The organism is Kaistia algarum, assembly GCF_026343945.1.
In the GTDB taxonomy this organism is placed as follows: domain Bacteria; phylum Pseudomonadota; class Alphaproteobacteria; order Rhizobiales; family Kaistiaceae; genus Kaistia; species Kaistia algarum.
This window is the reverse complement of record NZ_JAPKNJ010000001.1, coordinates 2,747,137-2,770,930: the sequence shown is the minus strand read 5'-3', so window position 1 is coordinate 2,770,930 and position 23,794 is coordinate 2,747,137. Positions and strand designations below refer to the sequence as shown.

Below are 23,794 nucleotides of genomic sequence, written 5' to 3'. Positions count from 1 at the left end.
CCGGTATATAGACAGGGCCCTTCCCGCTGTCAACGACCTTTCACATTCCAATTCAAATTCCCGCATTTCCGCGCCCTGGCGCCTGTGGATAACCGGGCGACGCAGCTTTCAGCCTCCGTTCCCAGTGAAGGCGGCGAGACGTCCTCCCAATGGCTCTGCAGAAAGGGGGCGTCTTCGCGTCTCACCGGTCCATCGCCGGGCGCCTGGGCTTGTCGCGAGGTACGCCCCCCCCCTGGAGGCGCTTCCTCACCGCTTTGGTTCGGCCTTGATGACGCCGCGACGGCCCATGTTGCCGCTCTATAGAGAGACGCGGCAGAGGCGATGCAGTGAGGCTGGCCTTATTGATGACATGAAACGGGGCGACGTCACGAGGGTAGGCTCGGATGGATTCGAAGCCTTTCCTATGGGGCGACGCGCCGATGGGTGCCGGGCGGGCGGCGGTAGACCCGACGCGCTTCGTTGACTTGAACGGCGAGCGGCGGCAAGTTTTCGTCCCCGGCAGAGGCAGGGACGACAAAGCGGCGATGAGAGGCGGCCACAAGGCCGACGACGAACGGGGATGAAGACACCGTGAGAGGATGGGGACGCGGTCAGGCGGCAGGCTCGGGAGGCGGAGGCATCGACCTTGGCCGCGAGCCAGCCCTTACCGTCGACTCGCCCGACGGCGTGCCGCAGCGGCGCAGCGTCAGCGTGCGTTGGCTGACCGGAACCGTTCTTACCGGATTGACGTCGACGGTGCTGATGGGCGGCGCCTTGATGGCGGCACTGGATGGCCGGCACCAGTTGGCGGTGCCGCCGGAGATCGGCCGCGTCATCCAGAGCGCCATCGATAGCCTCGGCACGGGACAGAAGAGCGATCGCATCCGTCCGGCGCGCGAGCCCGTCTCCGATCGGCAGGTATTGCAGGTCAGCACGGTGAGCCGCCAGGGCGACCGCGACCTCATCAAGATGAAGCCGTTTGCCAAGATCACGACGACGCTGGCAACCTCTATCGCCGGGCTCGGCGATATTCCTCCCTTCGACCCGGCGAAGCTTGCGGGCGGCGATGCCGATCCGGCGCCAGCCCCGGTGGCCGCCGACAGCCTCGCCGAGATCAAGGATGAGGGAACCTCCGGCGACAGCGAGGACGCCGATGCGGCCACCGCGGACACGGCCGCCGCCGATGGCAGTTCCGGCGATGAAGGCCTTGTCGCAGCGGCGCCTGACGGTCCCGCCTCCGGCGCCATCGGCCAGGAGCAGATCTACGGCGCCAATGTCGAGGGCGAGGTTTCGATCAAGACCTCCGACCTGGCGCTCGATGAAAAGCCGGCCGATGACGAGCCCGGCTTTGCCGACGACGAAGCCGAGGCGGCAGCGCGCGCCGCCTTCCCGACGCCCGGCACCGGCCAGGGCGATGGCACGCTGATGGCAGCGATGCCCTATGTCGATCCTGGCCGCTTCACGGTCGACGATCCCGCCGACCCGTTCTCAGCCCTCGGCGTGAGGATCGTTCCGGAAAATGTATCGTTCATCGCCAAATCGGCGCCCAGCTCCAAGACGGAGGAGCGGGTCGCGACGGTCGAAAAGAATCAGACCTTGCAGTCGATCCTCACCGAGAATGGTGTCGGGGAAGCCGATAGCGCCACGATTGTGACCGCCATGTCGGATCTCGTCGACCTCTCCGGCCTGCATGCGGGACAGAAGATCCGGATCGAGGTCTCCGTTGAGGCGGACACCGTCCGGCCGATGCGCGTCTCGATCTATGATGAGGGCGTGCATCAGGCGACGGTGGCGCGGCGCGACGACGACAGCTTCGTGCGCGCCGACGAGCCCGAGACGTCGACTGACGAGTTCGAGACCGCCGACGAGGCGCCGTCCGACGACGGCCCGATGCCGACGCTCTACAAATCGATCTATGAGACGGCGCGCGAGCAGCAGATTCCCGAGCCGCTGATCTCCGAGCTCATCCGCATCTTTTCGTACGATGTCGACTTCCAGTCACGCGTGGCGCCCGGCGACGGCATCGAAGTATTCCATTCGCTGCCCGAGGATGGCGGCAGTGACGTCGACGACGAGATTCTCTACGCCTCGATCACGATCGACGGCACGACCAAGCGCTATTACCGCTATCGCTCGCCGGATGACGGCGTCGTCGATTATTTCGACGAAGAGGGGCGCAGTGCCAAGAAGTTCCTCGTGCGCAAGCCGATCTCGATCGGCATCCTCCGCTCGCCCTTCGGGTACCGCAAGCACCCGATCCTCGGCTATGTCCGCCTGCATCCGGGCGTCGACTGGGCCGCGCCGCGCGGCACCCCGATCACGGCCGCCGGCAACGGCGTCGTCGAGAAGGCGGGCTGGACCTCCGGCTACGGCCGTTTCACGCTGATCCGGCATACCAACGGCTATGAGACGGCTTACGGTCACCAGTCGGCGCTCGCCAAGGGCGTCGTTCCCGGTGCCAAGGTCCGCCAAGGCCAGGTGATCGGTTATGTCGGTTCTACCGGCCTCTCGACGGGACCGCACCTCCACTACGAGGTGCGCATCAACTCCAAGCCCGTCGATCCGCTCCGCGTGCGCCTGCCGCGCGGACGCGTCCTGCAGGGCGATATGCTGGTCTCCTTCCAGAAGGAGCGCACCCATATCGACAGCCTCGTCGGGGCTCCAGCCGGCGCCAAGGTCGCCGCGATTCCGGACGATCAGGTCCCTAACTAGAACTTTCCGCGACATGAAATGAGGCTGGGCCAGACCAAAGCCGATAGTCGGGGCTTGTCGGGACGCCCCCTACGCACGGAGAGTGCGCCGACCTCATCGCCCAGCCCCGGCTTGCCAAACAGCCGAGTGAAAGCGGCCCGTCCCTTGATTTTTTCAGGAGCCGGCGATCATATCGCGATCGCATCAATATTTCCGTTGGCAGATGAGGGACAAACACATGTTCAAGGCAGGATTTCTCCTTCTGCTCTTGGTGATGTCTTCCACGGTAGCCTACGCCGACGCCACCCTTCCTGACGCCGACATTGACGGCGCCAAGGACAATCCTCTGACGCAACGCTATGACGGCTCGTGGATCGTCAGCTACGAACAATCCGCCTATACCGATTTCACCATACCGCTGGCGCCGTTGAGGCCGGATGCGGATCCGGACAAGCGCGATGTCGAGAATAACGTCGTCTATGCCCCGGAAAAGAGCCAGGCGGTCGAGGGCAAGCTCACCCGCATCGCCTATCTGCTTCCCGAGGGCCGATCGCCACTTGAGGTGTTGCGCAACTTCCAGACGGTGATCACCAATCAGGGGGGCGCGCTGCTTTTCGAATGCAAGACCGAAGCCTGCGGCGGCGCGGCAGATCGCGCGTCACAGGGCGGCGGCGGCGATATGAGCCTGATGATGACCTTCTTCCACGCGCGCGACCTGAAGCTGGAGGATTTCTCCAACGGCGCTTGCGCCCTGACATCGACGATCACGGACCAACGTTTCTTCGCGGCCAAACTGCCGCAGGACGGCGGCGAAGCCTACGTCACCGTCCAGACGTTTTCGCTGATCGACGATCTCTATTGCAAGGCTTTCAACGGCCGCACGATCGCCTTGGTGCAGGTCGTCGAACCCAAGCCGCGCGACCAGAAAATGGTGGTCGTGACGTCCGCCCAGATGGAATCGGGCCTCAGCCAACTTGGCTCGATATCCCTCTATGGCATCCTGTTCGACACCGACAAAGCCGTCCTCAAGGCAGCGTCCGCGCCGACCTTGCAGGAGATCGCGGCGTTGCTCGAACAAGACCCGAAGATGGCGGTCCTGGTGGTTGGGCACACCGACAATCACGGCGACTATGGCCACAATGTCGACCTCTCCGAGCGGCGCGCGCAGGCGGTCAAGACGGCTCTGGTCAAAACATACGGAATCGACGCCAAGCGGCTGACCGCAGCGGGAGCCGGCATGATGGCCCCGGTTGCGAGCAACGATTCCGAGGAGGGCCGCGCCAAGAACCGGCGGGTCGTCTTGGTAAAGGCAAACTGAACACGGGACTGGTGTCGCAACGAAGCCCAGGCACAATCGGCTGGCCGAACCGCGACGCGCTCCATTTCGCCCTCGAGGCTTCGGCTTGGCTGCTGCGAATCGCCGGCGCCGTGCGAGCCAGACGGCAACGATCCATGGACGTGCTTGAAGTCAGCGAAAAGCCCGGCGTCGCCGCCGGGCTTTCAGCATAAGGGAATCCCCCCAGGACGAGGCAACCGATATTACGCGGCCTTGGCGGTCTCGCCTTTCGGCAGGAACAGCAGCTTGTCGGTTCCCGAGGTGATCTTGACGCGTGTGCCATCGGCGATCTCGCCGGCGAGGATCTTGTCGGCGAGCGGATCCTGCACATAGCGCTGGATCACCCGCTTCAGCGGCCGCGCGCCATAGGTCGGGTCGTAGCCCTTCTCGGCAAGCCAGGCCTTGGCCGTATCGTCGAGCTCGAGCACGACCTTGCGCTCCTCCAGCAGCTTCTGCAGGCGCTTCAGCTGGATCTCAACGATCCGCCCCATCTCGGCCCGCTTCAGGCGGTGGAACAGGATGATATCGTCGAGCCGGTTCAGGAACTCGGGCCGGAAATGCCCCCGCACCACCGCCATGACCTGCTCGCGGACCGCATCAACATCCTCATCGTCGCGCAGATTGGCGAGATATTCGGAACCGAGGTTCGAGGTCATGATGATGACGGTGTTCTTGAAATCGACCGTCCGCCCCTGCCCGTCCGTCAGGCGCCCATCGTCGAGCACCTGCAGCAGGATGTTGAAGACATCGGGATGCGCCTTCTCGATCTCGTCGAAGAGAACGATCTGGTACGGCCGGCGGCGAACCGCCTCCGTCAAGGACCCGCCTTCTTCATAGCCCACATAGCCGGGAGGCGCGCCGATCAGCCGGGCGACCGAGTGCTTCTCCATAAATTCGGACATGTCGATCCGAACCATGGCGCTCTCATCGTCGAACAGAAACGACGCCAGGGCTTTGGTCAGCTCGGTCTTGCCGACGCCGGTCGGGCCTAAGAACATGAACGAGCCGATCGGCCGGTTTGGATCCTGCAGCCCGGCACGCGCCCGGCGGACCGCGGTCGAGACCGCATGCACCGCCTCAGCCTGGCCGACGACCCGCTTGCCGAGCTCATCCTCCATGCGGAGCAGCTTCTCGCGCTCGCCCTCGAGCATCTTGTCAACGGGCACGCCGGTCCAGCGCGCGACGATCTGCGCGATGTGCTCCGGCGTCACGGCCTCTTCCATCATCGTGCTCGTCTGTGCCTTTTCGGCTTCAACGAGCTGGCGCTCCAGAGCGGGGATCGTGCCATAGGCCAGCTCGCCGGCCTTGGCTAGATCGCCCGTGCGCTGCGCCTTTTCGAGATCACTGCGAGCCTGGTCAAGTTGCTCCTTCAGCCGCTGTGCGGAGGAGAGCTTGTCCTTCTCGGCATGCCAGCGCTGCGTGAAGGCCGCCGATTCCTCTTCGAGGTCGGTCAGTTCCTTCTCCAGCCGCTCCAGCCGGTCCTTCGAGGCCTGGTCGGTCTCCTTCTTCAGCGCCTCGCGCTCGATCTTGAGCTGGATGACGCGCCGATCGAGTTCGTCGAGCGCCTCCGGCTTCGAATCGACCTGCATGCGCAGCCGCGCTGAGGCCTCGTCCATCAGGTCGATTGCCTTGTCCGGCAGGAAGCGGTCGGTGATGTAGCGGTTCGACAATGTCGCGGCGGCCACCAAAGCGGAGTCCATGATCCGCACGCCATGGTGCAGCTCATATTTCTCCTTGATGCCGCGCAGGATCGAGATCGTGTCTTCGACCGTCGGCTCGCCGACAAAGATCGGCTGGAACCGGCGGGCCAGCGCCGCGTCCTTCTCGACATGCTTGCGATATTCGTCGAGCGTGGTCGCGCCGACGCAATGGAGTTCGCCGCGGGCCAGAGCGGGCTTCAAGAGGTTGGAGGCGTCCATCGCTCCATCCGCCTTGCCGGCGCCCACCAGCGTATGCATCTCGTCGATGAACAGGATGATGCCGCCATTGGCCGACGTGACTTCCGAGAGCACGGCCTTCAGCCGCTCCTCGAACTCGCCGCGATATTTCGCACCGGCAATCAACGCGCCCATGTCAAGCGCGAGCAGGCGCTTGTCCTTGAGGCTTTCCGGCACGTCGCCATTGACGATGCGCAGCGCCAGCCCTTCTGCGATCGCCGTCTTGCCGACACCCGGTTCGCCGATCAGCACCGGATTGTTCTTGGTACGCCGCGACAGCACCTGGATCGTGCGACGGATCTCATCGTCACGGCCGATGACCGGATCGAGCTTTCCGTCGCGCGCTACCTGGGTAAGGTCACGCGCATATTTCTTCAGCGCGTCATACTGGCCCTCGGCGCCGGCACTGTCGGCCGTGCGTCCCTGGCGCAGCGCCTCGATCGAACGATTGAGCCCGACCGCGGTGACACCGCCGTCCTTGAGGATCTGCGCGGTCTTGGCGTCTTTTTCGAGCGCCAGCGCCAGCAGTAGCCGCTCGACCGTGACGAAGCTGTCGCCCGCCTTCTTGGCGAGCGCTTCAGCCTGCGCGAACACCTTGGCAAGCGCCGGCGCCAGATAGAGCTGTCCGGCGCCGCCGCCAGAGACCGACGGCATGGCAGCGAGCGCCCGTTCGGTCGCGGCCAGAACCTCGCGCGACCGCCCGCCGCTGCTGTCGATCAGACCGCCGGCAAGACCTTCCTCGTCGTCCAGCAGCACCTTCAAGAGATGCTCGGGAGCGAATTGCTGGTGCCCCCTTGTGAGCGCCTGCGTCTGGGCGGACTGGATGAAGCCCTTCGCGCGCTCGGAATAGTTATCAAAATTCAAGATCGTCCCTCCTGACCCGTACCCGCCACCCCGAAGGCATGGCGAACCGTTCAAACTGCAAACATCACTGCCGCCAGCAGCCATTTCGGCCTGCCGCAAGGAGGATATGGTGTTGCCGGAGCGCAACAGGAAGAGGGTGGACAGGGAGAAAATTACGGCCAGAACGGAGAAATGATTTCGCCGGAGCCGCAGGGCACGTCAGCAAGAATCGCGTCTCGGCGCAGTGCGCCGCATCCATGGGCGGGATGCCGGGGCGCTTTCGGCGCCGACATCCAGTACCGTCTGGCGGGAGGTCGAACGAACCGGCTCCGGTCCCAAAGGGGGCGGGGACGCCGCGTCCAACCGCTCAAGCCTTCTTCAGGAATTCCGTCTTCAGCACCAGGCCCTTGACCTGCTTGGTGTTGCACTCGACCTCGCCAGGATTTCCTGTCAGGCGGATGCCCTTCACCAGCGTACCGCGCTTTATCGTCTCGGACGTCCCCTTGACCTTCAGGTCTTTGATGACCGTCACCGAGTCCCCGTCGCTAAGCTGGGCACCATTGCTGTCTCGGACGATTTCGTCGCTCATGAACTCACTTCCCTCAGCCTGCACCTCGAAACGGACGCTCCGCGCCTTTCAGGCGAAGATAATCCGAAGGCCGCCATCGGCGGTCTGGGGCAGGCATAGACCTATTGGATTTCGAAAGAAAAGCGCCGCCTATCTGGCGGCGCTTTCAACCTATTCCTCGTCGACCGTATCGATCGCGAGTTGCGGCTCGGCTTCACCGCCCTCCGTGTCGCGGCGCGTTCTCGCCCGCGAGGCACGGCGGCGGCGAGGACGGAACATCTCCTCCTCCGCCGTCGGAACGGCTGCTTCGACCGAAATCGCCGGGGTCGGATCCACAACCGGTTCGGGCGCGGGGGCCGGCGCGGGCACCGGCGCAACCTCGACCGCTACCGGCTCGACTGCGGTGACAGGCGCCGTCTCGATCACCGGCTGGGGCGTTTCGCCCGTGACGAAGCGCGGCAGGTCCGAACGCGGGGGACGATCGCCCCGCTCCCGGCGCTCGCCCCGCTCCGGCCTCGGCCCGCGATCATCGCGGCCGGATCGGAAGGGACGGTCCTGACGCTCGGGACGCGACTCCTGCCGCTCGCCGCCTTCGGCCCGAACTTCCTGCCGTTCAGGGCGATCCTGACGTTCAGAACGATCTTGGCGCTCGGGACGGTCCTGGCGCTCAGGACGGTCCTGGCGATCTCGAACGGGGCGATCGCCGCCATTCCCATATTGGCCATTGCCGTTCACATAGGGCTGCGACTCGGAGCCAACGCTCTGGGATGCCTCGCCCTCGCCGGAAAGCGCCATGCGGTCATGCTGGCCGAAGCGATCGCTGAAGCGATCATCTTCTTCGTCGAGGCCTTCTTCCTCCATGTCGGGGCGATAGGAAGGCTGCTGCGGGTTCTGCACCTGCGCCGCTGCGATCACGCGGAAGTAGTGTTCGGCATGCTGCAGATAGCTCTCCGCCATGACTCGGTCGCCGGACGACTGCGCATCGCGCGCCAGCGTCACATACTTCTCGGCAATGTGCAGGGCGGTGCCACGAATCTTGACGTCCGGGCCGTTGCTCTCGAAAGAACGGGTAAGCGGATTGGGTCCCTTCCGGTTTCTCCCGCGCATCCGCTTATTGTTGTTGTTATTATTGTTGTTGTTTTGCTGTCCTGGTCGCATGAGCTTTCTCTTTTGTGACCCTATGGTCAAACAAGGCCTTCGGCCCGCGCCCTGCGCCAGCCGGTCAAACCGCCCGCCGGACGCTGCCGAGGATCGGGAGCGCCGGAATCGGCGAAAGTACCGAACGCCAATCCGCTGGATCAGGCCGGCCGCGATCGCCGAAGCGGATCGCGAAGACCGGGTTCAGCCAAACGGGCCGAAGGATCCAAAACGTTTGCGCCATGACCGAGTAGAGATGATTTCCGCGACTATCGGACAGCAGGCGTTTCCCGTACCCACCCGCTCGGACATCCGATCGCCTCGCCGCGGTTATACCGGACGCGGCTTTCGAGCCGGCTTCCGTAAAACGCATCAAATCTATCTGCGGCAACACGAAAACTAGCCGTTTCGCATCCTCTTTCCAAGTGCATTCGTAAAATTCATGCCGAGCACCAGCCTCAGGCTCTCCCGAGGAGGCTTGCGGCGCTCCCCCGGGATATCCGTTCCGCCTCGACCACGCGGTTCCAGCCGGCAAGGTCGCGATGGAGCGTCGTCGCGAAACCTTCCGCCTCGACCAGCCCACTCACCGCCTTGTCCTGATCGAAGCCGATCTCCAGGAAAAGCGCGCCGCCGGGCACCAGAATACGGCGGAGATCGGCCAATATCGCCCGATAGGCGTCGAGTCCATCCGCGCCGCCGTCAAGGGCGAGCGAGGGATCGTAGTCGCGCACCTCGCGCGGCAGACCGGGCATGACGCCGCTCTGGATATAGGGCGGGTTCGAGACGACGATGTCGGCACCGGCGGCGGCCTGCGACCAGTCGCCGCGGACGAAGAGACACCGATCGGCGAGCCCGAGCCGCTCGGCATTGTCGCGGGCCGTACGGACGGCCTCCTCGGAAAGATCGATGCCAAGCGCCGTGATTTCGGGAAGCGCGCTCGCCAGAGCCAGGAGAATCGCGCCGCTGCCCGTCCCCAGATCCACGACCCGGCGCACGCGCTCGCGCCCGCCGTGCCGGTCGAACCAGGCCAGCACAGCCTCGACCAAAATCTCCGTATCCGGCCTCGGCACCAGCGTCGCCGCGGAAAGCCCGATCGGCAGGCCCCAGAACTCGCGCGTCCCGATGATGCGCGCCACCGGTTCGCCAGCGATGCGCCGGTCGAGATAATCCTCGATCCGGGTCCGCTCGGCCCCCGAAACGGCGCGGTAGTCAAAGAGCGACAGCCGGTTCGGCTCGATATCGAGCACAGCGGCAATGAGAAGTCGCGAATCGAGGGCCGGCGTGCCCTCGCTGCCGAAGACAGCGGAAAGTCGCTTGGCCGCCATGCGGCGCAGGGCCCCGAGGGTCAGCGCCTCGCCGCTCATTGGTCGAGCGCGGCGAGCAGACCCGCCTGATGCTCGGTGATGAGCGGTTCGATGATCTCGTCCAGCGCCTCGCCGGCAATGACCGGCTCGAGCTTGTAGAGCGTCAGATTGATGCGGTGATCGGTAACGCGCCCTTGCGGGAAATTATAGGTGCGGATCCGCTCCGAGCGGTCGCCGGAGCCTACCTGGCCGCGGCGATCGGCAGCTCTTGCACTGTCGAGCCGCGCTCGCTCGTCCTCGAACAGTCGCGAACGCAGGATCGTCATCGCCTGCGCCCGGTTCTGATGCTGGGAACGGCCGGCGACGACGATCACCGTGCCGGAGGGCACATGGGTGATGCGCACCGCCGTGTCGGTGGTGTTGGCATGCTGGCCACCAGCGGACGAAGCGCGCGTCGTATCGATGCGGACATCTTCCGCCTTCAAATCGATGTCGACGTCCTCCGCCTCGGGCAGGACCGCAACGGTCGCCGCGGAGGTGTGGATGCGCCCGCTCGCCTCCGTGTCCGGCACGCGCTGGACGCGGTGCACACCCGATTCGAATTTCAATCGCGCGAACACGCCCCGTCCCGAGACTTCGGCGATGACTTCCTTGAAGCCGCCGGCATCGCCCTCGCTTTCGGAGAGAACCTGCATCTTCCAGCCATGGACGGCCGCATAGCGCTGGTACATGCGCAGCAGGTCGCCCGCGAACAAGGCCGCCTCGTCGCCGCCGGTGCCAGCCCGGATTTCCAGGATCGCGCTCTTCTCGTCGGCGGCGTCCTTCGGCAGCAGCAGCAGGCGCACCTCGCGCACCGCGGCCTCAATCTCGCCGTCGAGCCGTGACTTTTCTTCGGCTGCGAGATCCGCCATGTCCGGATCACCGGCCAGTTCCGCAAGCGCCTCGCGCTCGGCGGCAAGAGCCTTCAGCCCATTCGCCGCCTCGACGACATCCTGTAATTCGGCCCGCTCCTTCGAGAGCTTCACCAGCGCCTCGCCATCGCTGGTCGCAGCGAGTTTCTGGTCGATCACCTCGGCGCGCGCGGTGAGCTGTTCGATCTTGTCCCAGGGAAGGCCGGCAGGCAGCATGGCCATCAGACGGGCAAACCTTCCGCTTCCGCGAATTCGACAAGCGCGTCGCGGATGCGGTCTTCGCTGCAGGAAGCGGCGAGCAGGGGATCGAAGACGTCCTTGAGCTTGCCAAGGTCCAAATCGAGCAGCATCGCCTTCACCGGTCCGATCGAGGCCGCCGACATGGACAGCGAACGGAAGCCGATGGCGACTAGCGCAAGCGCGGCCAGCGGCCGGCCGGCGATCTCGCCGCAGAGCGTTACCGGCTTGCCGGCCGCGTTGGCCGCGTCGACGATCAGCTTCAGCGCCCGCAGGAAATGCCGCGACAGCGCGTCGAAGCGACTGGAGACCAGCGTGTTTCCGCGGTCGCTTGCCGTCAGATATTGCAGCAGATCGTTGGAGCCAACCGAGACGAAATCCACCATCGACATGAGTTCGTCCAGCTGGAACAGCAGCGAGGGCACCTCCACCATCGATCCGAGGCGGATTTTCGAGGGCGTCGGGCGGCCGTGCCGCTTCAATTGCGCCAGTTCGCGGTCTAGCAGCTCCCGCGCCCGCTCGATTTCGGAGATTTCCGTCACCATCGGCAGCATGACGCGCAATTCGCGCCCTGCCGCCGCGCGCAGCAAGGCGCGGAACTGCATGCGCAACAGGCCCGGGCGATCGAGGCCGAGACGGATCGCCCGCCAGCCGAGCGCCGGGTTCTCTTCGGCATGGCTGCGCATATAGGGCAGCACCTTGTCACCGCCGATGTCGAGCGTACGGAAAGTGACCGGAAGATCACCTGTCGCCTCGATCACCGAGGCGTAGAGCGCCGCCTGCGCATTCATCCGAGGCATGGTCGAGGCGACCATGAACTGCAGCTCGGTGCGGAACAGCCCGATGCCCTCGGCGCCTGCCTCTTCCAGATGCGGCAGGTCGACCAGCAGGCCGGCATTCATGTGGAGGCCGATGCGCACGCCGTCGCGGGTCACCGCCGGCTTGTTGCGCAGAAGGCGATATTGCGCCTGGCGCTTGGCGCGGAACTTGACCTTCTCGCCATAGGCAATCTCGACATCGGCGGGCGGGCGGATATGCGCCTCGCCCGTATCGCCATCGAGGATGATCGCATCGCCATTCTCGACCAGCGAGACGATATTGCCCGCCCGCCCGATCGTGGCGATGCCGAGCGCGCGCGCGACGATCGCCACGTGGCTCGTCGACCCGCCCTCTTCCAGGATCAGCCCGCGAACGCGGCTGCGATCATAGTCGAGCAGTTCGGCCGCGCCCATGTTGCGCGCAACGATGACGCCGTCCTTCGGCAGGTTGGAACGCTCGCCGACCTCCTTGCCGATCAGCTGGCGCAGAAGGCGGTTGGCGAGGTCGTCGAAATCATGCAGCCGCTCGCGCAGGAACGGATCGGTCTGGCGCATCAGGCGCGCGCGCATGTCGCTCTGCACCTTCTCGACCGCGGCCTCCGCCGAGAGACCGTTCTGGATCGCCTCGTCCATGCGCCGCGCCCAGCCGCGGTCGTGCGCGAACATGCGATAGGCTTCGAGAATGTCGCGATGCTCGCCGGCCAGCGCGATGTCGTCGCGCGACAGCATGTCGTCTACGGAGAGCCGCAGATGCGCAATCGCCGTCTCCAGCCGCAGCCGCTCGGTTTCGCTGTCCTCGGCGATCAGCGCGGTGACGACGACGCGCGGCTCATGCAGCACGACATGGCCGAGCGCGATGCCTTCCGAAAGCGGCGAGCCCTTCAAGGAGATCGGCCGCTTGACGTCGAGCGAGGTGCCAGGCCGGGCCAGACCCTCGAGTTCGCCGACGGCGATCATCTCGGCCAGCACCATCGCCGTCGTCTGCAGCGCCTCGACTTCCTCGTCGAAATAGGTCCGGTGCGCCCGGTTCTGCACCGTCAGCACGCCGAGCGTGCGCCCGGCGCGCAGGATCGGCACGCCGAGAAAGGCGTTGTAGATCTCCTCGCCCGTCTCCGGCAGATAGGCGAAGGCGGGATGACTCTGGGCGTTGGGAAGATTGAGCGGCCGCGCTTCGGCGGCGATCAAGCCGACGAGGCCCTGGCCGACACGCAGGCCCGCCTGGTGCACGGCAGCGCGGTTCAGGCCCTCGGTGGCATAGAGCTCGAGTACGTCATCGGCGCGGAGCACATAGACCGAGCACACTTCCGCGACCATGTTGGACGCGATCTGCGCCACGATCTTGTCGAGCCGGTCTTGCGCGCTGATCGGCTCCGCCATGATCTCGCGCAGGCGGCGGAGCAGGACGCGCGGCCCGGCGAGAGACCCCCGCATGGTCCGCATTCCTCGAGAACTGGTCTTGCCGACCTCCCCCGACCATCGGGAGGGGCCTCCGGTCACGGCCGATTCGCCGCGCCGCTAAGAGGTTTCAATCTATCCGTGGCACGAGTTGGGCGTAACGTCCAACGCTCCCCAGAAACCTGGAGGAGCGATGCCTTCAGGCCGCGTCCAACCCGTATAGGGAATGCAGCGTGCGAACTGCAAGCTCCGTATAAGCCGAGTCGATCAGGATGGATATCTTGATCTCCGACGTCGTGATCGCCCGAATGTTGATGCCCTTGCCGGCCAGCGCCTGGAAGGCGGAAGCAGCGACGCCGGCATGGCTGCGCATGCCGATGCCGATCACCGACACTTTCACAAGGTCGCCCGAGCCCTGGATGCTGACATAACCGATCGAAGCCCGCGCGCCTTCCAGAACCGCCATGGCGCGGTCGAAATCGGCGGTCGGCAGCGTGAAGGTCATGTCGGTGGTCGTGCCGTCTTCGGAGACGTTCTGCACGATCATGTCGACATTGATATTCGCCTCGGCGAGCGGCACGAACACGGCCGCGGCGACGCCGGGCTTGTCGGCGACCTCGCGCAGCGAGATCTGCGCTTCATCCTTGGAATAGGCGATGCCGGTGACGACCTGCTTTTCCACGATCTCGTCCTCGTCGCAAATGAGAGTTCCGGGGGGATTGTCGACGTCGAGAAGGCGCGGATCGGCCGGATCGTCGAAGCTCGACCGCACGAAGGTCCGCACGCCATGCACCATGGCGAGTTCGACCGAGCGCACCTGCAGCACCTTGGCGCCGAGCGAGGCCATCTCCAGCATCTCCTCATGCGAGACGCGGTCGAGGCGCTTCGCCTTCGGCACGATGCGCGGATCGGTCGTGTAGACGCCGTCGACATCGGTATAGATGTCGCAGCGCGCCGCGCCGATCGCCGACGCAATGGCGACCGCGCTCGTATCCGAGCCGCCACGCCCGAGCGTCGCGATCCGGTTGTCCGGGCCGATGCCCTGGAAGCCGGCGATCACCGCGACCTGGCCTTCGCCGAGCCGCTCGATCAGCTTCGAGCCGTCAATATCGAGGATGCGCGCCGCGCCATGAGCGCCGTCGGTCCTGATCGGGATCTGCCAGCCCTGCCAGGAGCGGGCATTGACGCCGATCTCCTGCAGGCAGATCGCCAGAAGGCCCGACGTCACCTGTTCGCCCGAGGCGACGACGGCATCGTATTCACGGGCGTCATGCATCGGCGCGGCGGCGCGCGTCCAGGCGACGAGCTCGTTGGTCTTGCCCGACATGGCGGAGACGACGACGGCAACTTCCCAGCCGGCGTCGACCTCACGTTTGACGTGACGGGCCACATTGCGGATGCGATCGATATCGGCGACGGACGTACCGCCGAACTTCATCACCAGCCGGGCCATCATCAACCTTCGCGAGGCAATTTCCGCCGTCACGCGGCAGATAACAAGACAAACCCGGCAAAGCACCGCCGGGCGGCGCCTTCATAGCGGGAAGAAGGCCGGGGGGCAACGGGTGGGGAGGAACGAGTGCCACAACCCTCGACCGGCAGTCACGGCAAGCATACATTCGAAAGCGAGCGAATGCGTCCTCGGTCCATCCAGCCTGAAGATCGGATCGTCCATGTCGGATATTGCAGTTGGCCTGCTGGCCGGCGTCGCGGTGATCGTCCTGGCAATCAGCATGGCGACGGCTTGGAGCCGTTTCGCCGAAGCGCGGCGCGCGCGCCGCATGCTGAACCTCGGCGACAACGACGAGGGGACCGAGGCGCACGCCTTTCTGGGTGGCGACGGCGGTCACGGTGGCTTCGATGGGGATGGTCATTGACCTAGTCGTGGCGCACTGCCCGGGGGTGTTTCAACAAAGCGATCGACGGCCAAAGCCGACCAGCCTATCCCTCCCCGGCAAACGGTTTGAGGCCCGATCTATGTGCCATCGACATTGACGCATTTCATGATTTTCGCGCCGCGGGAAGCGCTCGCCCGCGCGCTCCTGCCGCATGCGACCGAGGCCTAAGCGCACTCGTAGTCGAGTTCGATCGGCTCGCCATCATCGATCGGTTCAGCCGACAGACCAAATGCGTCATACAAATCGGCCGGCCGTAGTCCGTCTTCGCTCGCGATCTCGTTCAGTTCGTCCAACTCTACATTGTAGAAGTAGGAAACCGAAACCTTGAACTGGCCAGCCGAAACTTCGTCACCTCCGTCACCGACCTCCCCAAAATACTCGTTGCCAAGTGCTCCATCATAACCGTCCCGTCGCGGATCAAAGATCGGGACCGAAGAGCGGCACGACACACAGACAAGGCGGTGGGGCGGCAGCAAGAGGACGGAACCTGGCGCCAGGCCATAGTCGTTTTCTTCGGCCATCGACTTCGGATAGCCCCCGACATGGAAGGCTTCACCCTCGCAGTTTCGGCAGGCCAGGTCGAATTGGACCAGCACAGTATCCAACTCTTCGGCGGGTCGGAGCCTTGCCTTGAAGTTGTCGAGTACCGAAGGGGGGTTGCTCGCCGCAAATGCTGCGGCTTCACTCCAATCGCCCGGTTCGTCCAATTTATCCGTCATAGCCCCGCTCCATCTGACTGATGCACGCTCAAGTAGAGCCTACCATTTTGAGCTGGGCAAGGTATCTCCTCCAACTGCAGCGCCATCGCCTCGCCGCTCGACCAGAATGTCGACCAGCGCCCGCAGCGGTGGCACCACGAGACGATGGCCGGGATAGTAGTGAAAAATGCCAGCCCCGGCCTTCCTCGCACGCCGATAAGTGACGGCCTGCCCGAGGCGATGTTGGAGCAGGTCGCGGCCCATTCGGCGCTTGGGCGGCTCGAAACCCCCGAGGAGATAGCCGATGGGGCCGTGTGGCTCTTGAACGACGAGGCGCGCTTCATCATCGGCCAGAGCCTGCTGGTCGACGTGGGCTTCAATATCGCCGGCTGGCGATGAGAGGCGCGGCGGGGTTGACTCGTTTCGCTTCGCCATCGACCATTTCCACACCAAGCTGCTGAAACTGTCCTCCGGCTTCCGCAGCGCGACCGGCGCACGTATGGCGCTAGAACGCCATGCAAGGCCGGAGCGGGTCCTGGCAGAGTTTTCGGAAGAGATTTGAGAAGGCAGTCGCGGTCGCGACCCGCCTTCCCTCCCAACTGCGCATGTCCTTCGGGTCGAATGGTGTTCGGACCGTTGGCCCGTCATCCGCTTTGGAGCGCGGCGGGTGATGATCGCCGATGCGGTGGTTTGCTGTCGACCGACGAGGCCCGTTTGTCACCGGCCAGAGCCTCGTCGGCGGCGGGTTCAACCTCGCGGGTCTGCGCTAGTGGTTCGGACCTGACGGAATAATCCCTGTCTCTGGCGGAACCGGTATCCGAACCGGTATCCGCTGGACGATCTTGGTCCAAGTTGCGTTAAGAGCAGCGATGACGCTCGGATTGTCGGCATAGTTGCTCCGAAGTGCATGATCATTCCCCTTGATATCCGCGCACTTCAAAGACTGCATGATTTTGTCGATCTGCTCTGCTTGGTTGGGATCTGTTGCCTTTTGCGCCCATTCAAGACAACTGGCGCGACGGCCGACAAAATCGACTACATCAGCCGGGAGCCTGCCGTCATCGGCCTGCGCAGCGGAGCAAGCAGCAAGCCAAACCGCGGTTGCAACAGCAATGCATGAGGAAGATCCAACAAGCAGCGCCTTCAAAAGCATCGTCAATCTCCAAACCGCCATCAACCGATGCCTAGCCGAGCACAATAGGGTGTGGAGGCCTTTCTCCTGGCTCAGGACCCAAACGAAATCGTTAGCCCGATCGGACGTGGTGACCAAGCGTTAGGTTCTATCCGCTAGTCGGATTTGCGGTCGTGACCGAGCCGGCGGCGGTCTTGACTCTGCTTGCCTGCCCGTCGACCCTTCCCGGCGAAGGAGCCCGACAATGCCAGTAGCGATCCCCGCCCATTCCACCGTCGACGACCGCGAGATCGCGCACTTTTCGGCGATTGCCGATGAATGGTGGGCGCCGGGCGGCAAGTTCGCGCCGCTGCACCGGCTGAATCCGATCCGGATCCAGTTCATCAAGGACGAGGCGGGCAAGCGCTTCGCGCGCGGTTCCAACAGCGCCAGAGCACTCGACGGCCTGCGGGTGCTGGATATCGGCTGCGGCGGCGGCCTCCTGTCCGAGCCGATGGCGCGGCTGGGCGCGGAGGTCATCGGCGCCGATGCGTCGGCAACCAACATCGCCGTCGCCTCGCTCCATGCGAACGAAGGGGGCCTCGCGATCGACTATCGCGCCACGACGGCCGAGGCGCTGGCGGAAACCGGCGAGACCTTCGACATCGTGCTGGCCATGGAAATCGTCGAGCATGTCGCCGACCTGCCGCTCTTCATCCGCGAGACGGCGCGGATGGTGAAGCCCGGCGGGCTGATGGTGCTCTCGACCATCAACCGCACGCCCAAGGCCTGGCTGCTGGCGATCATGGGCGCGGAATATATCCTGCGCTGGCTGCCGCGCGGCACTCATTCCTACGAGAAGCTTGTGAAGCCGCAAGAGCTTGTCGCCGCGCTGGCAGAGGCAGGGCTCGAATTAAGCGCGGAAGCCGGCGTCATCTACGACCCGCTTCGCGACGGCTGGAAGGTCTCGTCCGACATGGACGTCAACTACATGATCGCGGCCGCGCGGAGCATCGGCGTCTAGTTTCCCTCTTCGGGCAGCGCCGGCAGCGGGTGGAACTCGATGCCCTCGTCAATCAGGGCGCGCGCGTCCTCCGGAGAGGCCTCGCCATAGATGCCGCGCGGCTCGACTTCCTCATAGTGGATCTTGCGCGCCTCCTCAGCGAAGCGATTGCCGACATAGTCGGCATTGGCCTCGACATGCTCGCGCACCTGCTTCAGCATCTCGCGCATCGCCAATTGGCGCGGATCCGGCGCGGCCACCTTGAGCGCCGCCGCTTCGCGCTTCCGCGAGGTCGACAGAGATGGCGCCATCAGCGCCTTGCGGATGTCGCCGCCGCCGCAGACGGGGCAGGTCACCGCTTTCGCCGCCGCCGCTTTGTCGAAGGCGGAAGCGTCGCGGAACCAGCTGTCGAAATCATGGCCGCAGGAACAGACGAGGTCGTAGCGTATCATGTTGCCAATATAAGGATTGTCGCCGTCGCGAAAAGATCAGGCGACAAACGAACCGACCTGCGGCATCGCCGGCAGGGCGAAATCGCGCTGATTGAGCAGCGCCGGGATCGCCTGCCGCGTCGAAGACGAGAAGGCCGGGTCGATTTCGGCAATGATGAAGCCGGGCTGGTCACCGGCCTCAGCGACGATCTTGCCCCAGGGATCGATGATGATCGAATGGCCGAAAGTGTCGCGGCCATCCTCGTGATGGCCGGCCTGCGCCGCGGCGACGATATAGGAACCGGTCTCGATCGCGCGGGCGCGCAGCAGCACATGCCAATGCGCCTCGCCCGTCTTCTTGGTGAAGGCGGCGGGAACGGCAATGACATTGGCGCCGGCGGCTGCCAGCGTCCGGTGCAGCGCCGGGAAGCGGACGTCGTAGCAGATGGTGAGGCCAAGCTTCGTCCAGGGCAGGTCGGCCACGATCGCCGTGTCGCCAGCCCGGTAGGTCGCCGATTCGCGGTAGCTTTCGCCGCCGGAAAGATCGACGTCAAACATGTGGATCTTGTCATAGCGCGCCGTCACCGCGCCGTTCGGCGCGATCAGGAAGGAGCGGTTGGCGATATGGTCGTCCGGTAGGCGGATCGCCATCGAGCCGACATGGACATAGATGCCGAGCTCGCGCGCGATCTCGCGGAAACGCTGCAACGAGGGGTCGATGTCTTCGGGCCCGATCTTGTCCAGCAGCGCCGCACGGTCGCGATCGAGGATCGTGGTCATCTCCGGCGTCAGCACATATTGCGCGCCGGCCGCGGCGGCGGCGCGAATCAGCGCTTCCGCGTCATCGACATTGGCATCGACAGATCGCCCGCTGCGCATCTGCACGCAGGCCGCCTTGAACGTGGTCATAGGCTGTCTCCCCGATTCTATTGGATGTTCGGCCGCTCACGAGGCGAGCAGCGGCTCCAGTCGGCCCTCTTGGTCGAGGGCGAAAAGGTCGTCGCAGCCGCCGACATGGGCGGTTCCGATGAAGATCTGCGGGAACGTCGTGCGCCCGTTCGCCCGCCCGATCATCTCCTGGCGAAGCTCCGGTTTGCCCGTCGCGTCATGCTCGACATAGGCCGCGCCCTTCTTCTCGAGCAGCCGTTTGGCCGCCGTGCAGTAGCCGCAACCCTGACGGGTGTAGATCGTGACTTCAGCCATATATGGTTCCTGACTGTCTGGCAGCCGCGACAATATAGGGTTCAGTCTGTCCCTTCGACAACCCGTGCGAAGACGACGACCTCGACCGAGGCGGCCCCGCCGCGCAGCAGCGCCCGGGTCGCAGCCTTCACCGTCGCCCCCGTCGTATAGACGTCGTCGACCATCAGGACCCGGCGCCCGGCGATGGCAGGACGGGCTCCCGGCGCGAGCGCGAAGGCGCCGCGCACATTGTCGGCGCGCGCCGCCGCCTTGAGGCCGACCTGCTGGCGCGTCGCACGGATGCGCAGCAGACATTGCGGCTCATGCTGCAGGCCGAGCGCAGCCGCGACGGCTTCGGCCAGCAGGGCCGACTGGTTGAACCGCCGCTGCCAAAGCCGCCGACGATGCAGCGGAACCGGCACGACCACATCGACCGCGCCGACGAATTCGGAGGCGACGCGCGCCATCATCGTGCCGACGCTGTTCGCGATGTCGGTGCGGTCGTGATATTTGAGACCCTGGACGATGCGCCCCGACAGCGCGTCATAGACGGCGACGGCGCGGAGGCGCTGGAAGGGCGGCGGGTCGGCGATCGCCTCGGCGGAGAGCGCGCCCTCGCCGATATCATAGGCGAAGGGAAGCGCGAGGCGGGCGCAGAAGGGCCGTTCAAGCAGGCGCAGCCGGCTCCAGCACGAGGCACAGAGCGCACCGGACTCAGCCACGGGTTCCGAACAGGCGATACAGGCCGGCGGTAGAACAATGTCGACGGCGCGGCGAAGCCAGTGCATACCCTGCGCCCTGACCTCGGGAAGCCAGGCGCGGCGCGGCGCGAATTCCGTCTCGTCCATGGCTTTCTCCAGGCCCACCGGAAATCTAGTGGAATTTTCAGCGCAGCGCGACGGAAGCTCACGGAAACGCGAATGGACAAGATCCCCCGCATCTTCGATCTCCGCCTCCTGGAGGCGCGGCGAGCCCGTGCCCGCCGCCTCGCGGTGCCTGGCGCCGATTTCCTGTTCGAGCGCGCGGTGGCCGATCTGGGCGACCGGCTCGCCGCCGTGCAGCGCGCGTTCCCGCGTGCCGCCATCATCGGGCCGGATACCGGGGCTCTACAGGCCTTACTCGGGAATGCCACGAACGGAGTGGTCGAGACGGCCACCATCGAGGCCGGGCCTTCGGGCGAGCGGTTGGCGCTGGAGCCAGGCTCGATCGACCTCGCCGTCAGCGTCCTTGCGTTGCAATGGGTCAACGACCTTCCCGGCGTGATGGCGCAGATCCGCCGCGCACTTCGCCCCGACGGCCTCTTCCTGGGTGTGCTGGTGGGCGGCGAAGCGCTGAAGGAACTGCGGGACGTGCTCACCGCAGCCGAAAGCGAGATTCGCGGCGGCGCCGCGCCCCGCATCGCCCCCTTCGCCGATCTGCGCGACATGGGCAGCCTGTTGCAGAGGGCCGGCTTCGCCCTGCCCGTCACCGATACCGACCGCGTCGTCGTGCGCTATGATACGATGTTTGCCCTGGTCCGCGATTTGCGGGCGATGGGTGCGACCAGCGTGCTGGTCGACCGCGATCCGCGCCCGCTCACCCGCGACATCGCCGCCCGTGCCGCCATTCTCTATGCCGAGCGCCACGCGGATCCGGACGGGCGCATCCGCGCGACCTTTGACCTCATCTCGCTCTCCGGCTGGGCGCCGGACGCCAGCCAGCCGAAGCCGCTGAAGCCGGGTTCGGCAAAGCTGCGCCTGCAGGATGCGATCGAGGCCGCCGCCAAGGAAGCGCTGAACGACGGGGAAACGTCCTGATCGTCAGAGCAGGTCGATCAGCGGCGCGATCAGCGGCTCATCGGCCGGCGGCATCGGATAATCGCGCAGCGCCTTGGCCCGCACCCATTTCAGCGCCTGTCCCTCCCGGCTCTCGGGAATGCCGGTCCAACGCCGGCAGACATAGAGCGGCATCAGGAGATGGAACTCGGGATAGGCGTGACTGGCAAAGGTCAGCGGCGCGAGACAGGCGGTCTTTGTCTCGATGCCAAGTTCCTCGCGCAATTCGCGGATCAGCGCGTCCTCGGGCCGCTCGCCCGGATCAACCTTGCCGCCGGGAAACTCCCAAAGGCCAGCCAGCGCCTTCCCCTCCGGGCGCTGCGCGATCAGGATTCGATTATCGGCATCGACCAGCGCGCAGGCAACGACGAGGAGCAGCTTCATGGCGTCACATTCCCGCGTCAGGAGCAATCAGGCCGACCGGCGATAATGATAGCGGTACTGCTCGGTGAAGCCGAGCTGCTCATAGAGGCGCGCCGCCGGCTGGTTGGCGGATACGACCTGGATCGCCGCGACCTTTGCGCCGGCCTCGCGTGTCCAGGCCAGCGCGCACCGCATCAAGGCACGGCCATGGCCGGCACGGCGGGCATCAGCGCGCGTGACCACACTGGTATAGACGCCGATGCCGCCGGCCTGGATCGCCAGCGCCGACGCAGCCGGCTCGCCGTCCGGGCCGTAGAGCAGGATTCCCTTGGCCTCGTGGGCGATCAGCCCGGCGAGAATCCCCAGATTGGTCCGGGTTTCCTGGGAATAACCGCTCATCCGGGCCTGCGCATCGATCCAGGCAGGATCGGTCGGCTCGAAGAGGCGGACATCCGCCTCGACATCCAGCGCCACGCCGGCCAATTCCATGGCCAGCACGCGGCTCTCCTCGAAGGGCTGCCAGCCATACTGGTCCAGCACAGCCAAAATCCCCGGTCCCGCGAGCGGCGTCACCCGGAAGATCGGGGGGACACCTTGCCGTTCGAAATCGGCGGCCGCACGAGCAATCCGCCGCTCGGCGTCGCCATCATCGGCGGGGTCGAGCGACTGAACCGAATTCGCCCGCTTGGTATAGCCATGGGCGAAGCGCCAGACCCAGGACCGATCATAGATGGTCTTGACGGACGGCCAGGCCGACAGGCAGGCCGTCTCGATCTGGAATGTCGACGGCAGGCCGGCCACGATCAGCTCCGATAGTCGCCGTTGATGGCGACATATTCCTTGGTCAGATCGCAGGTCCAGACCGTCGCCCGACCGTCACCAAGGCCGATCTCGGCCGTAATCACGATGTGCTGGTTCTTCATATAGGCCGAGGCGACGGCTTCCGAATAATCCGGATCGCGTTCGCCCTCGAAGGCGACGCGGGTCTCGCCGAAGGAGATCGACAGGCGGTCGCGGTCGGCCGGTTCGCCGGCCTTGCCGACGGCCATCACCACGCGGCCCCAATTGGCGTCTTCACCGGCGGCGGCGGTCTTCACCAGCGGCGAATTGGCGATGGAGAGCGCGATCCGCTTCGCCGATGCGTCGGAGACGGCGCCCGCGACGTGAACCTCGATCAGCTTGCGGGCGCCTTCCCCGTCGCGGGCAACCTGCACGGCGAGATCCAGAAGAACCTCGTCCAGAGCCTCGGCAAATCCCGCCAGACGCGGATCGGCGGCATCGGTGATCGTCTCCGAGCCGGCCGCCTGGCCGGTGGCGAAGAGGAGCAGCGTGTCCGAGGTCGAAGTGTCGCTGTCGATCGTCACCGAATTGAAGCTGCCGACGACGCCCTTCGACAGCAGCGCCTGCAGCACAGGCGCCGAGATCGCCGCGTCGGTCGCGACGAAGGACAGCATGGTTGCCATGTCCGGTGCGATCATGCCGGCGCCCTTGGCAATGCCGTTGATCGTCACCTCGGCGCCGCCGAGCCGAACGCGCCGCGTCGATCCTTTCGGGAATGTGTCGGTCGTCATGATCGCGCGCGCGGCATCGATCCATGGGCCTTCGGCGACGCGGGTCGCTGTCTCGGGCAGCACTGCCTCGAACTTCGCCGCATCAAGTGGCTCGCCGATCACGCCGGTGGACGCCAGAAACACCTCGCCGGGCTGACAGTCGGCAACCTGGGCCGCGAGCGCCGCTTGCCGCGTCGTCGTTTCGACGCCCTTCTTGCCCGTGAAGGCATTGGCATTGCCGGAATTCACGAGCAGCGCCCGCGCCGAGCCGCCTGCCAGCGCCTGCCGGCACCAGTCGACCGGAGCCGAGGGGCATTTCGACGTCGTGAAGACACCCGCAACGCTGGTCCCCTCGGCGAACAGCGCCAGGAAGACATCGCGCCGCTCACGATATTTGATGCCCGCCGCCGCCGTGGCGAAGCGGACGCCGGCCACGGACGGCATGTCGGGAAAGGGAACGGCGAGCGGAGAAATGGCGGTCGACATCTAAGCCTCGGCGAGTTCGGGCACGGAGCGGAAACCGTCCTGCCCGAAGCCTTGGTCACACGCAAGGCGTTTCGGGCGACGGGCGAGGAAGCCGCGGATGCA

The 23,794-nt window shown here is 65.4% G+C and carries 22 protein-coding genes; 6 read left to right on the top strand and 16 right to left on the bottom strand.

The window, feature by feature from the left end:
* Positions 1 to 570 precede the first annotated feature (570 nt).
* Positions 571 to 2,691: a M23 family metallopeptidase gene (locus OSH05_RS13275; RefSeq protein WP_104219810.1), complete on the top strand. Its 2,121-nt coding sequence runs from the start codon at positions 571 to 573 to the stop codon at positions 2,689 to 2,691.
* 217 nt (positions 2,692 to 2,908) lie between these two features.
* Complete coding sequence (locus tag OSH05_RS13270; RefSeq protein ID WP_104219809.1) at positions 2,909 to 3,988, top strand: OmpA family protein; 1,080 nt, start codon at positions 2,909 to 2,911, stop codon at positions 3,986 to 3,988.
* A gap of 221 nt (positions 3,989 to 4,209) precedes the next feature.
* On the opposite strand, the gene clpB is transcribed toward OSH05_RS13270, so the two are convergent.
* From clpB to OSH05_RS13235, 7 genes are all read right to left on the bottom strand, one after another.
* Entirely contained in the window at positions 4,210 to 6,807 is a 2,598-nt protein-coding gene (clpB, locus tag OSH05_RS13265) for an ATP-dependent chaperone ClpB (RefSeq protein ID WP_104219807.1), read from the bottom strand.
* Positions 6,808 to 7,153: 346 nt separating this feature from the next.
* On the bottom strand, positions 7,154 to 7,375 hold the full coding sequence (locus OSH05_RS13260) for an alkylphosphonate utilization protein (protein WP_104219806.1): 222 nt from the start codon (positions 7,373 to 7,375) through the stop codon (positions 7,154 to 7,156).
* Between the two features lie 150 nt (positions 7,376 to 7,525).
* The gene (locus tag OSH05_RS13255; protein ID WP_104219805.1) at positions 7,526 to 8,512 is read right to left on the bottom strand and encodes a DUF4167 domain-containing protein; all 987 of its coding nucleotides are present in this window, start codon (positions 8,510 to 8,512) and stop codon (positions 7,526 to 7,528) included.
* A 437-nt stretch (positions 8,513 to 8,949) separates the two neighbouring features.
* The gene (gene prmC / locus OSH05_RS13250) at positions 8,950 to 9,855 is read right to left on the bottom strand and encodes a peptide chain release factor N(5)-glutamine methyltransferase (protein WP_104219804.1); all 906 of its coding nucleotides are present in this window, start codon (positions 9,853 to 9,855) and stop codon (positions 8,950 to 8,952) included.
* Positions 9,852 to 10,922, bottom strand: a complete 1,071-nt coding sequence (prfA, locus tag OSH05_RS13245) for a peptide chain release factor 1 (RefSeq protein WP_104219846.1) — start codon at positions 10,920 to 10,922, stop codon at positions 9,852 to 9,854. Before prfA ends, prmC begins: the two co-directional genes overlap by 4 nt.
* Before the next feature lie 5 nt (positions 10,923 to 10,927).
* Positions 10,928 to 13,192, bottom strand: coding sequence for a phosphoenolpyruvate--protein phosphotransferase (ptsP, locus tag OSH05_RS13240; RefSeq protein ID WP_104219803.1), 2,265 nt, complete (start codon positions 13,190 to 13,192; stop codon positions 10,928 to 10,930).
* A 163-nt stretch (positions 13,193 to 13,355) separates the two neighbouring features.
* Positions 13,356 to 14,609 carry an aspartate kinase gene (locus tag OSH05_RS13235; RefSeq protein ID WP_104219845.1) on the bottom strand — a complete coding sequence of 418 codons (1,254 nt, stop codon included), beginning with the start codon at positions 14,607 to 14,609 and terminating at the stop codon, positions 13,356 to 13,358.
* 220 nt (positions 14,610 to 14,829) lie between these two features.
* On the opposite strand from OSH05_RS13235, the gene OSH05_RS13230 reads away from it, so the two are divergent.
* Positions 14,830 to 15,033 (top strand): hypothetical protein, encoded by a 204-nt coding sequence (locus OSH05_RS13230; protein ID WP_104219802.1) that lies wholly within the window; start codon positions 14,830 to 14,832, stop codon positions 15,031 to 15,033.
* Between the two features lie 185 nt (positions 15,034 to 15,218).
* Here the strand turns inward: OSH05_RS13230 and OSH05_RS13225 are convergent, their stop codons facing one another.
* A complete protein-coding gene (locus OSH05_RS13225; RefSeq protein WP_104219801.1) occupies positions 15,219 to 15,773 on the bottom strand; it encodes a hypothetical protein in 555 nt (184 codons plus the stop codon).
* Between the two features lie 144 nt (positions 15,774 to 15,917).
* Here OSH05_RS13225 and OSH05_RS13220 point away from each other — a divergent pair, with 144 nt between their 5' ends.
* A complete protein-coding gene (locus OSH05_RS13220; protein WP_104219800.1) occupies positions 15,918 to 16,151 on the top strand; it encodes an SDR family oxidoreductase in 234 nt (77 codons plus the stop codon).
* 367 nt (positions 16,152 to 16,518) lie between these two features.
* Here OSH05_RS13220 and OSH05_RS13215 read toward each other — a convergent pair whose 3' ends face one another.
* Positions 16,519 to 16,905 carry a hypothetical protein gene (locus OSH05_RS13215; RefSeq protein WP_133163123.1) on the bottom strand — a complete coding sequence of 129 codons (387 nt, stop codon included), beginning with the start codon at positions 16,903 to 16,905 and terminating at the stop codon, positions 16,519 to 16,521.
* Positions 16,906 to 17,128: 223 nt separating this feature from the next.
* On the opposite strand from OSH05_RS13215, the gene ubiG reads away from it, so the two are divergent.
* Entirely contained in the window at positions 17,129 to 17,887 is a 759-nt protein-coding gene (gene ubiG, locus OSH05_RS13210; protein ID WP_104219798.1) for a bifunctional 2-polyprenyl-6-hydroxyphenol methylase/3-demethylubiquinol 3-O-methyltransferase UbiG, read from the top strand.
* Here ubiG and OSH05_RS13205 read toward each other — a convergent pair.
* Genes OSH05_RS13205 through OSH05_RS13190 form a run of 4 tightly spaced genes read right to left on the bottom strand, consistent with a single transcriptional unit; the run spans position 17,884 to position 20,267 of the window.
* Positions 17,884 to 18,318: a DUF1178 family protein gene (locus tag OSH05_RS13205; RefSeq protein WP_104219797.1), complete on the bottom strand. Its 435-nt coding sequence runs from the start codon at positions 18,316 to 18,318 to the stop codon at positions 17,884 to 17,886. The genes ubiG and OSH05_RS13205 overlap by 4 nt on opposite strands.
* Positions 18,319 to 18,354: 36 nt before the next feature.
* Positions 18,355 to 19,206 carry a carbon-nitrogen hydrolase family protein gene (locus OSH05_RS13200; protein ID WP_104219796.1) on the bottom strand — a complete coding sequence of 284 codons (852 nt, stop codon included), beginning with the start codon at positions 19,204 to 19,206 and terminating at the stop codon, positions 18,355 to 18,357.
* A 36-nt stretch (positions 19,207 to 19,242) separates the two neighbouring features.
* Positions 19,243 to 19,500, bottom strand: coding sequence for a glutaredoxin 3 (grxC, locus tag OSH05_RS13195; RefSeq protein ID WP_104219795.1), 258 nt, complete (start codon positions 19,498 to 19,500; stop codon positions 19,243 to 19,245).
* A gap of 41 nt (positions 19,501 to 19,541) precedes the next feature.
* On the bottom strand, positions 19,542 to 20,267 hold the full coding sequence (locus OSH05_RS13190) for a ComF family protein (RefSeq protein WP_407660392.1): 726 nt from the start codon (positions 20,265 to 20,267) through the stop codon (positions 19,542 to 19,544).
* A 132-nt stretch (positions 20,268 to 20,399) separates the two neighbouring features.
* On the opposite strand from OSH05_RS13190, the gene OSH05_RS13185 reads away from it, so the two are divergent.
* Entirely contained in the window at positions 20,400 to 21,275 is an 876-nt protein-coding gene (locus tag OSH05_RS13185) for a methyltransferase domain-containing protein (RefSeq protein ID WP_104219793.1), read from the top strand.
* Positions 21,276 to 21,278: 3 nt separating this feature from the next.
* Here OSH05_RS13185 and mutT read toward each other — a convergent pair whose 3' ends face one another.
* The 3 genes from mutT to argJ are packed head-to-tail and all read right to left on the bottom strand — an operon-like array spanning position 21,279 to position 23,692.
* Positions 21,279 to 21,677 (bottom strand): 8-oxo-dGTP diphosphatase MutT, encoded by a 399-nt coding sequence (mutT, locus tag OSH05_RS13180; RefSeq protein ID WP_104219792.1) that lies wholly within the window; start codon positions 21,675 to 21,677, stop codon positions 21,279 to 21,281.
* A 27-nt stretch (positions 21,678 to 21,704) separates the two neighbouring features.
* Positions 21,705 to 22,457 (bottom strand): GNAT family N-acetyltransferase, encoded by a 753-nt coding sequence (locus OSH05_RS13175; RefSeq protein ID WP_104219791.1) that lies wholly within the window; start codon positions 22,455 to 22,457, stop codon positions 21,705 to 21,707.
* 2 nt (positions 22,458 to 22,459) lie between these two features.
* The gene (gene argJ, locus OSH05_RS13170; RefSeq protein WP_104219790.1) at positions 22,460 to 23,692 is read right to left on the bottom strand and encodes a bifunctional glutamate N-acetyltransferase/amino-acid acetyltransferase ArgJ; all 1,233 of its coding nucleotides are present in this window, start codon (positions 23,690 to 23,692) and stop codon (positions 22,460 to 22,462) included.
* Positions 23,693 to 23,794 lie beyond the last annotated feature (102 nt).

Bases quoted from the DNA above. Each gene is read 5' to 3' on its own strand.
- OSH05_RS13270 (WP_104219809.1), top strand. From the start codon at position 2,909: ATGTTCAAGGCAGGATTTCTCCTTCTGCTCTTGGTGATGTCTTCCACG.
- OSH05_RS13260 (WP_104219806.1), bottom strand. From the start codon at position 7,375: ATGAGCGACGAAATCGTCCGAGACAGCAATGGTGCCCAGCTTAGCGAC.
- OSH05_RS13255 (WP_104219805.1), bottom strand. From the start codon at position 8,512: ATGCGACCAGGACAGCAAAACAACAACAATAATAACAACAACAATAAG.
- prmC (WP_104219804.1), bottom strand. From the start codon at position 9,855: ATGAGCGGCGAGGCGCTGACCCTCGGGGCCCTGCGCCGCATGGCGGCC.
- prfA (WP_104219846.1), bottom strand. From the start codon at position 10,922: ATGCTGCCTGCCGGCCTTCCCTGGGACAAGATCGAACAGCTCACCGCG.
- ptsP (WP_104219803.1), bottom strand. From the start codon at position 13,192: ATGCGGGGGTCTCTCGCCGGGCCGCGCGTCCTGCTCCGCCGCCTGCGC.
- OSH05_RS13235 (WP_104219845.1), bottom strand. From the start codon at position 14,609: ATGGCCCGGCTGGTGATGAAGTTCGGCGGTACGTCCGTCGCCGATATC.
- OSH05_RS13230 (WP_104219802.1), top strand. From the start codon at position 14,830: ATGTCGGATATTGCAGTTGGCCTGCTGGCCGGCGTCGCGGTGATCGTC.
- OSH05_RS13225 (WP_104219801.1), bottom strand. From the start codon at position 15,773: ATGACGGATAAATTGGACGAACCGGGCGATTGGAGTGAAGCCGCAGCA.
- OSH05_RS13220 (WP_104219800.1), top strand. From the start codon at position 15,918: ATGGCCGGGATAGTAGTGAAAAATGCCAGCCCCGGCCTTCCTCGCACG.
- OSH05_RS13215 (WP_133163123.1), bottom strand. From the start codon at position 16,905: ATGCTTTTGAAGGCGCTGCTTGTTGGATCTTCCTCATGCATTGCTGTT.
- ubiG (WP_104219798.1), top strand. From the start codon at position 17,129: ATGCCAGTAGCGATCCCCGCCCATTCCACCGTCGACGACCGCGAGATC.
- OSH05_RS13205 (WP_104219797.1), bottom strand. From the start codon at position 18,318: ATGATACGCTACGACCTCGTCTGTTCCTGCGGCCATGATTTCGACAGC.
- OSH05_RS13200 (WP_104219796.1), bottom strand. From the start codon at position 19,206: ATGACCACGTTCAAGGCGGCCTGCGTGCAGATGCGCAGCGGGCGATCT.
- grxC (WP_104219795.1), bottom strand. From the start codon at position 19,500: ATGGCTGAAGTCACGATCTACACCCGTCAGGGTTGCGGCTACTGCACG.
- OSH05_RS13190 (WP_407660392.1), bottom strand. From the start codon at position 20,267: ATGCACTGGCTTCGCCGCGCCGTCGACATTGTTCTACCGCCGGCCTGT.
- OSH05_RS13185 (WP_104219793.1), top strand. From the start codon at position 20,400: ATGGACAAGATCCCCCGCATCTTCGATCTCCGCCTCCTGGAGGCGCGG.
- mutT (WP_104219792.1), bottom strand. From the start codon at position 21,677: ATGAAGCTGCTCCTCGTCGTTGCCTGCGCGCTGGTCGATGCCGATAAT.
- argJ (WP_104219790.1), bottom strand. From the start codon at position 23,692: ATGTCGACCGCCATTTCTCCGCTCGCCGTTCCCTTTCCCGACATGCCG.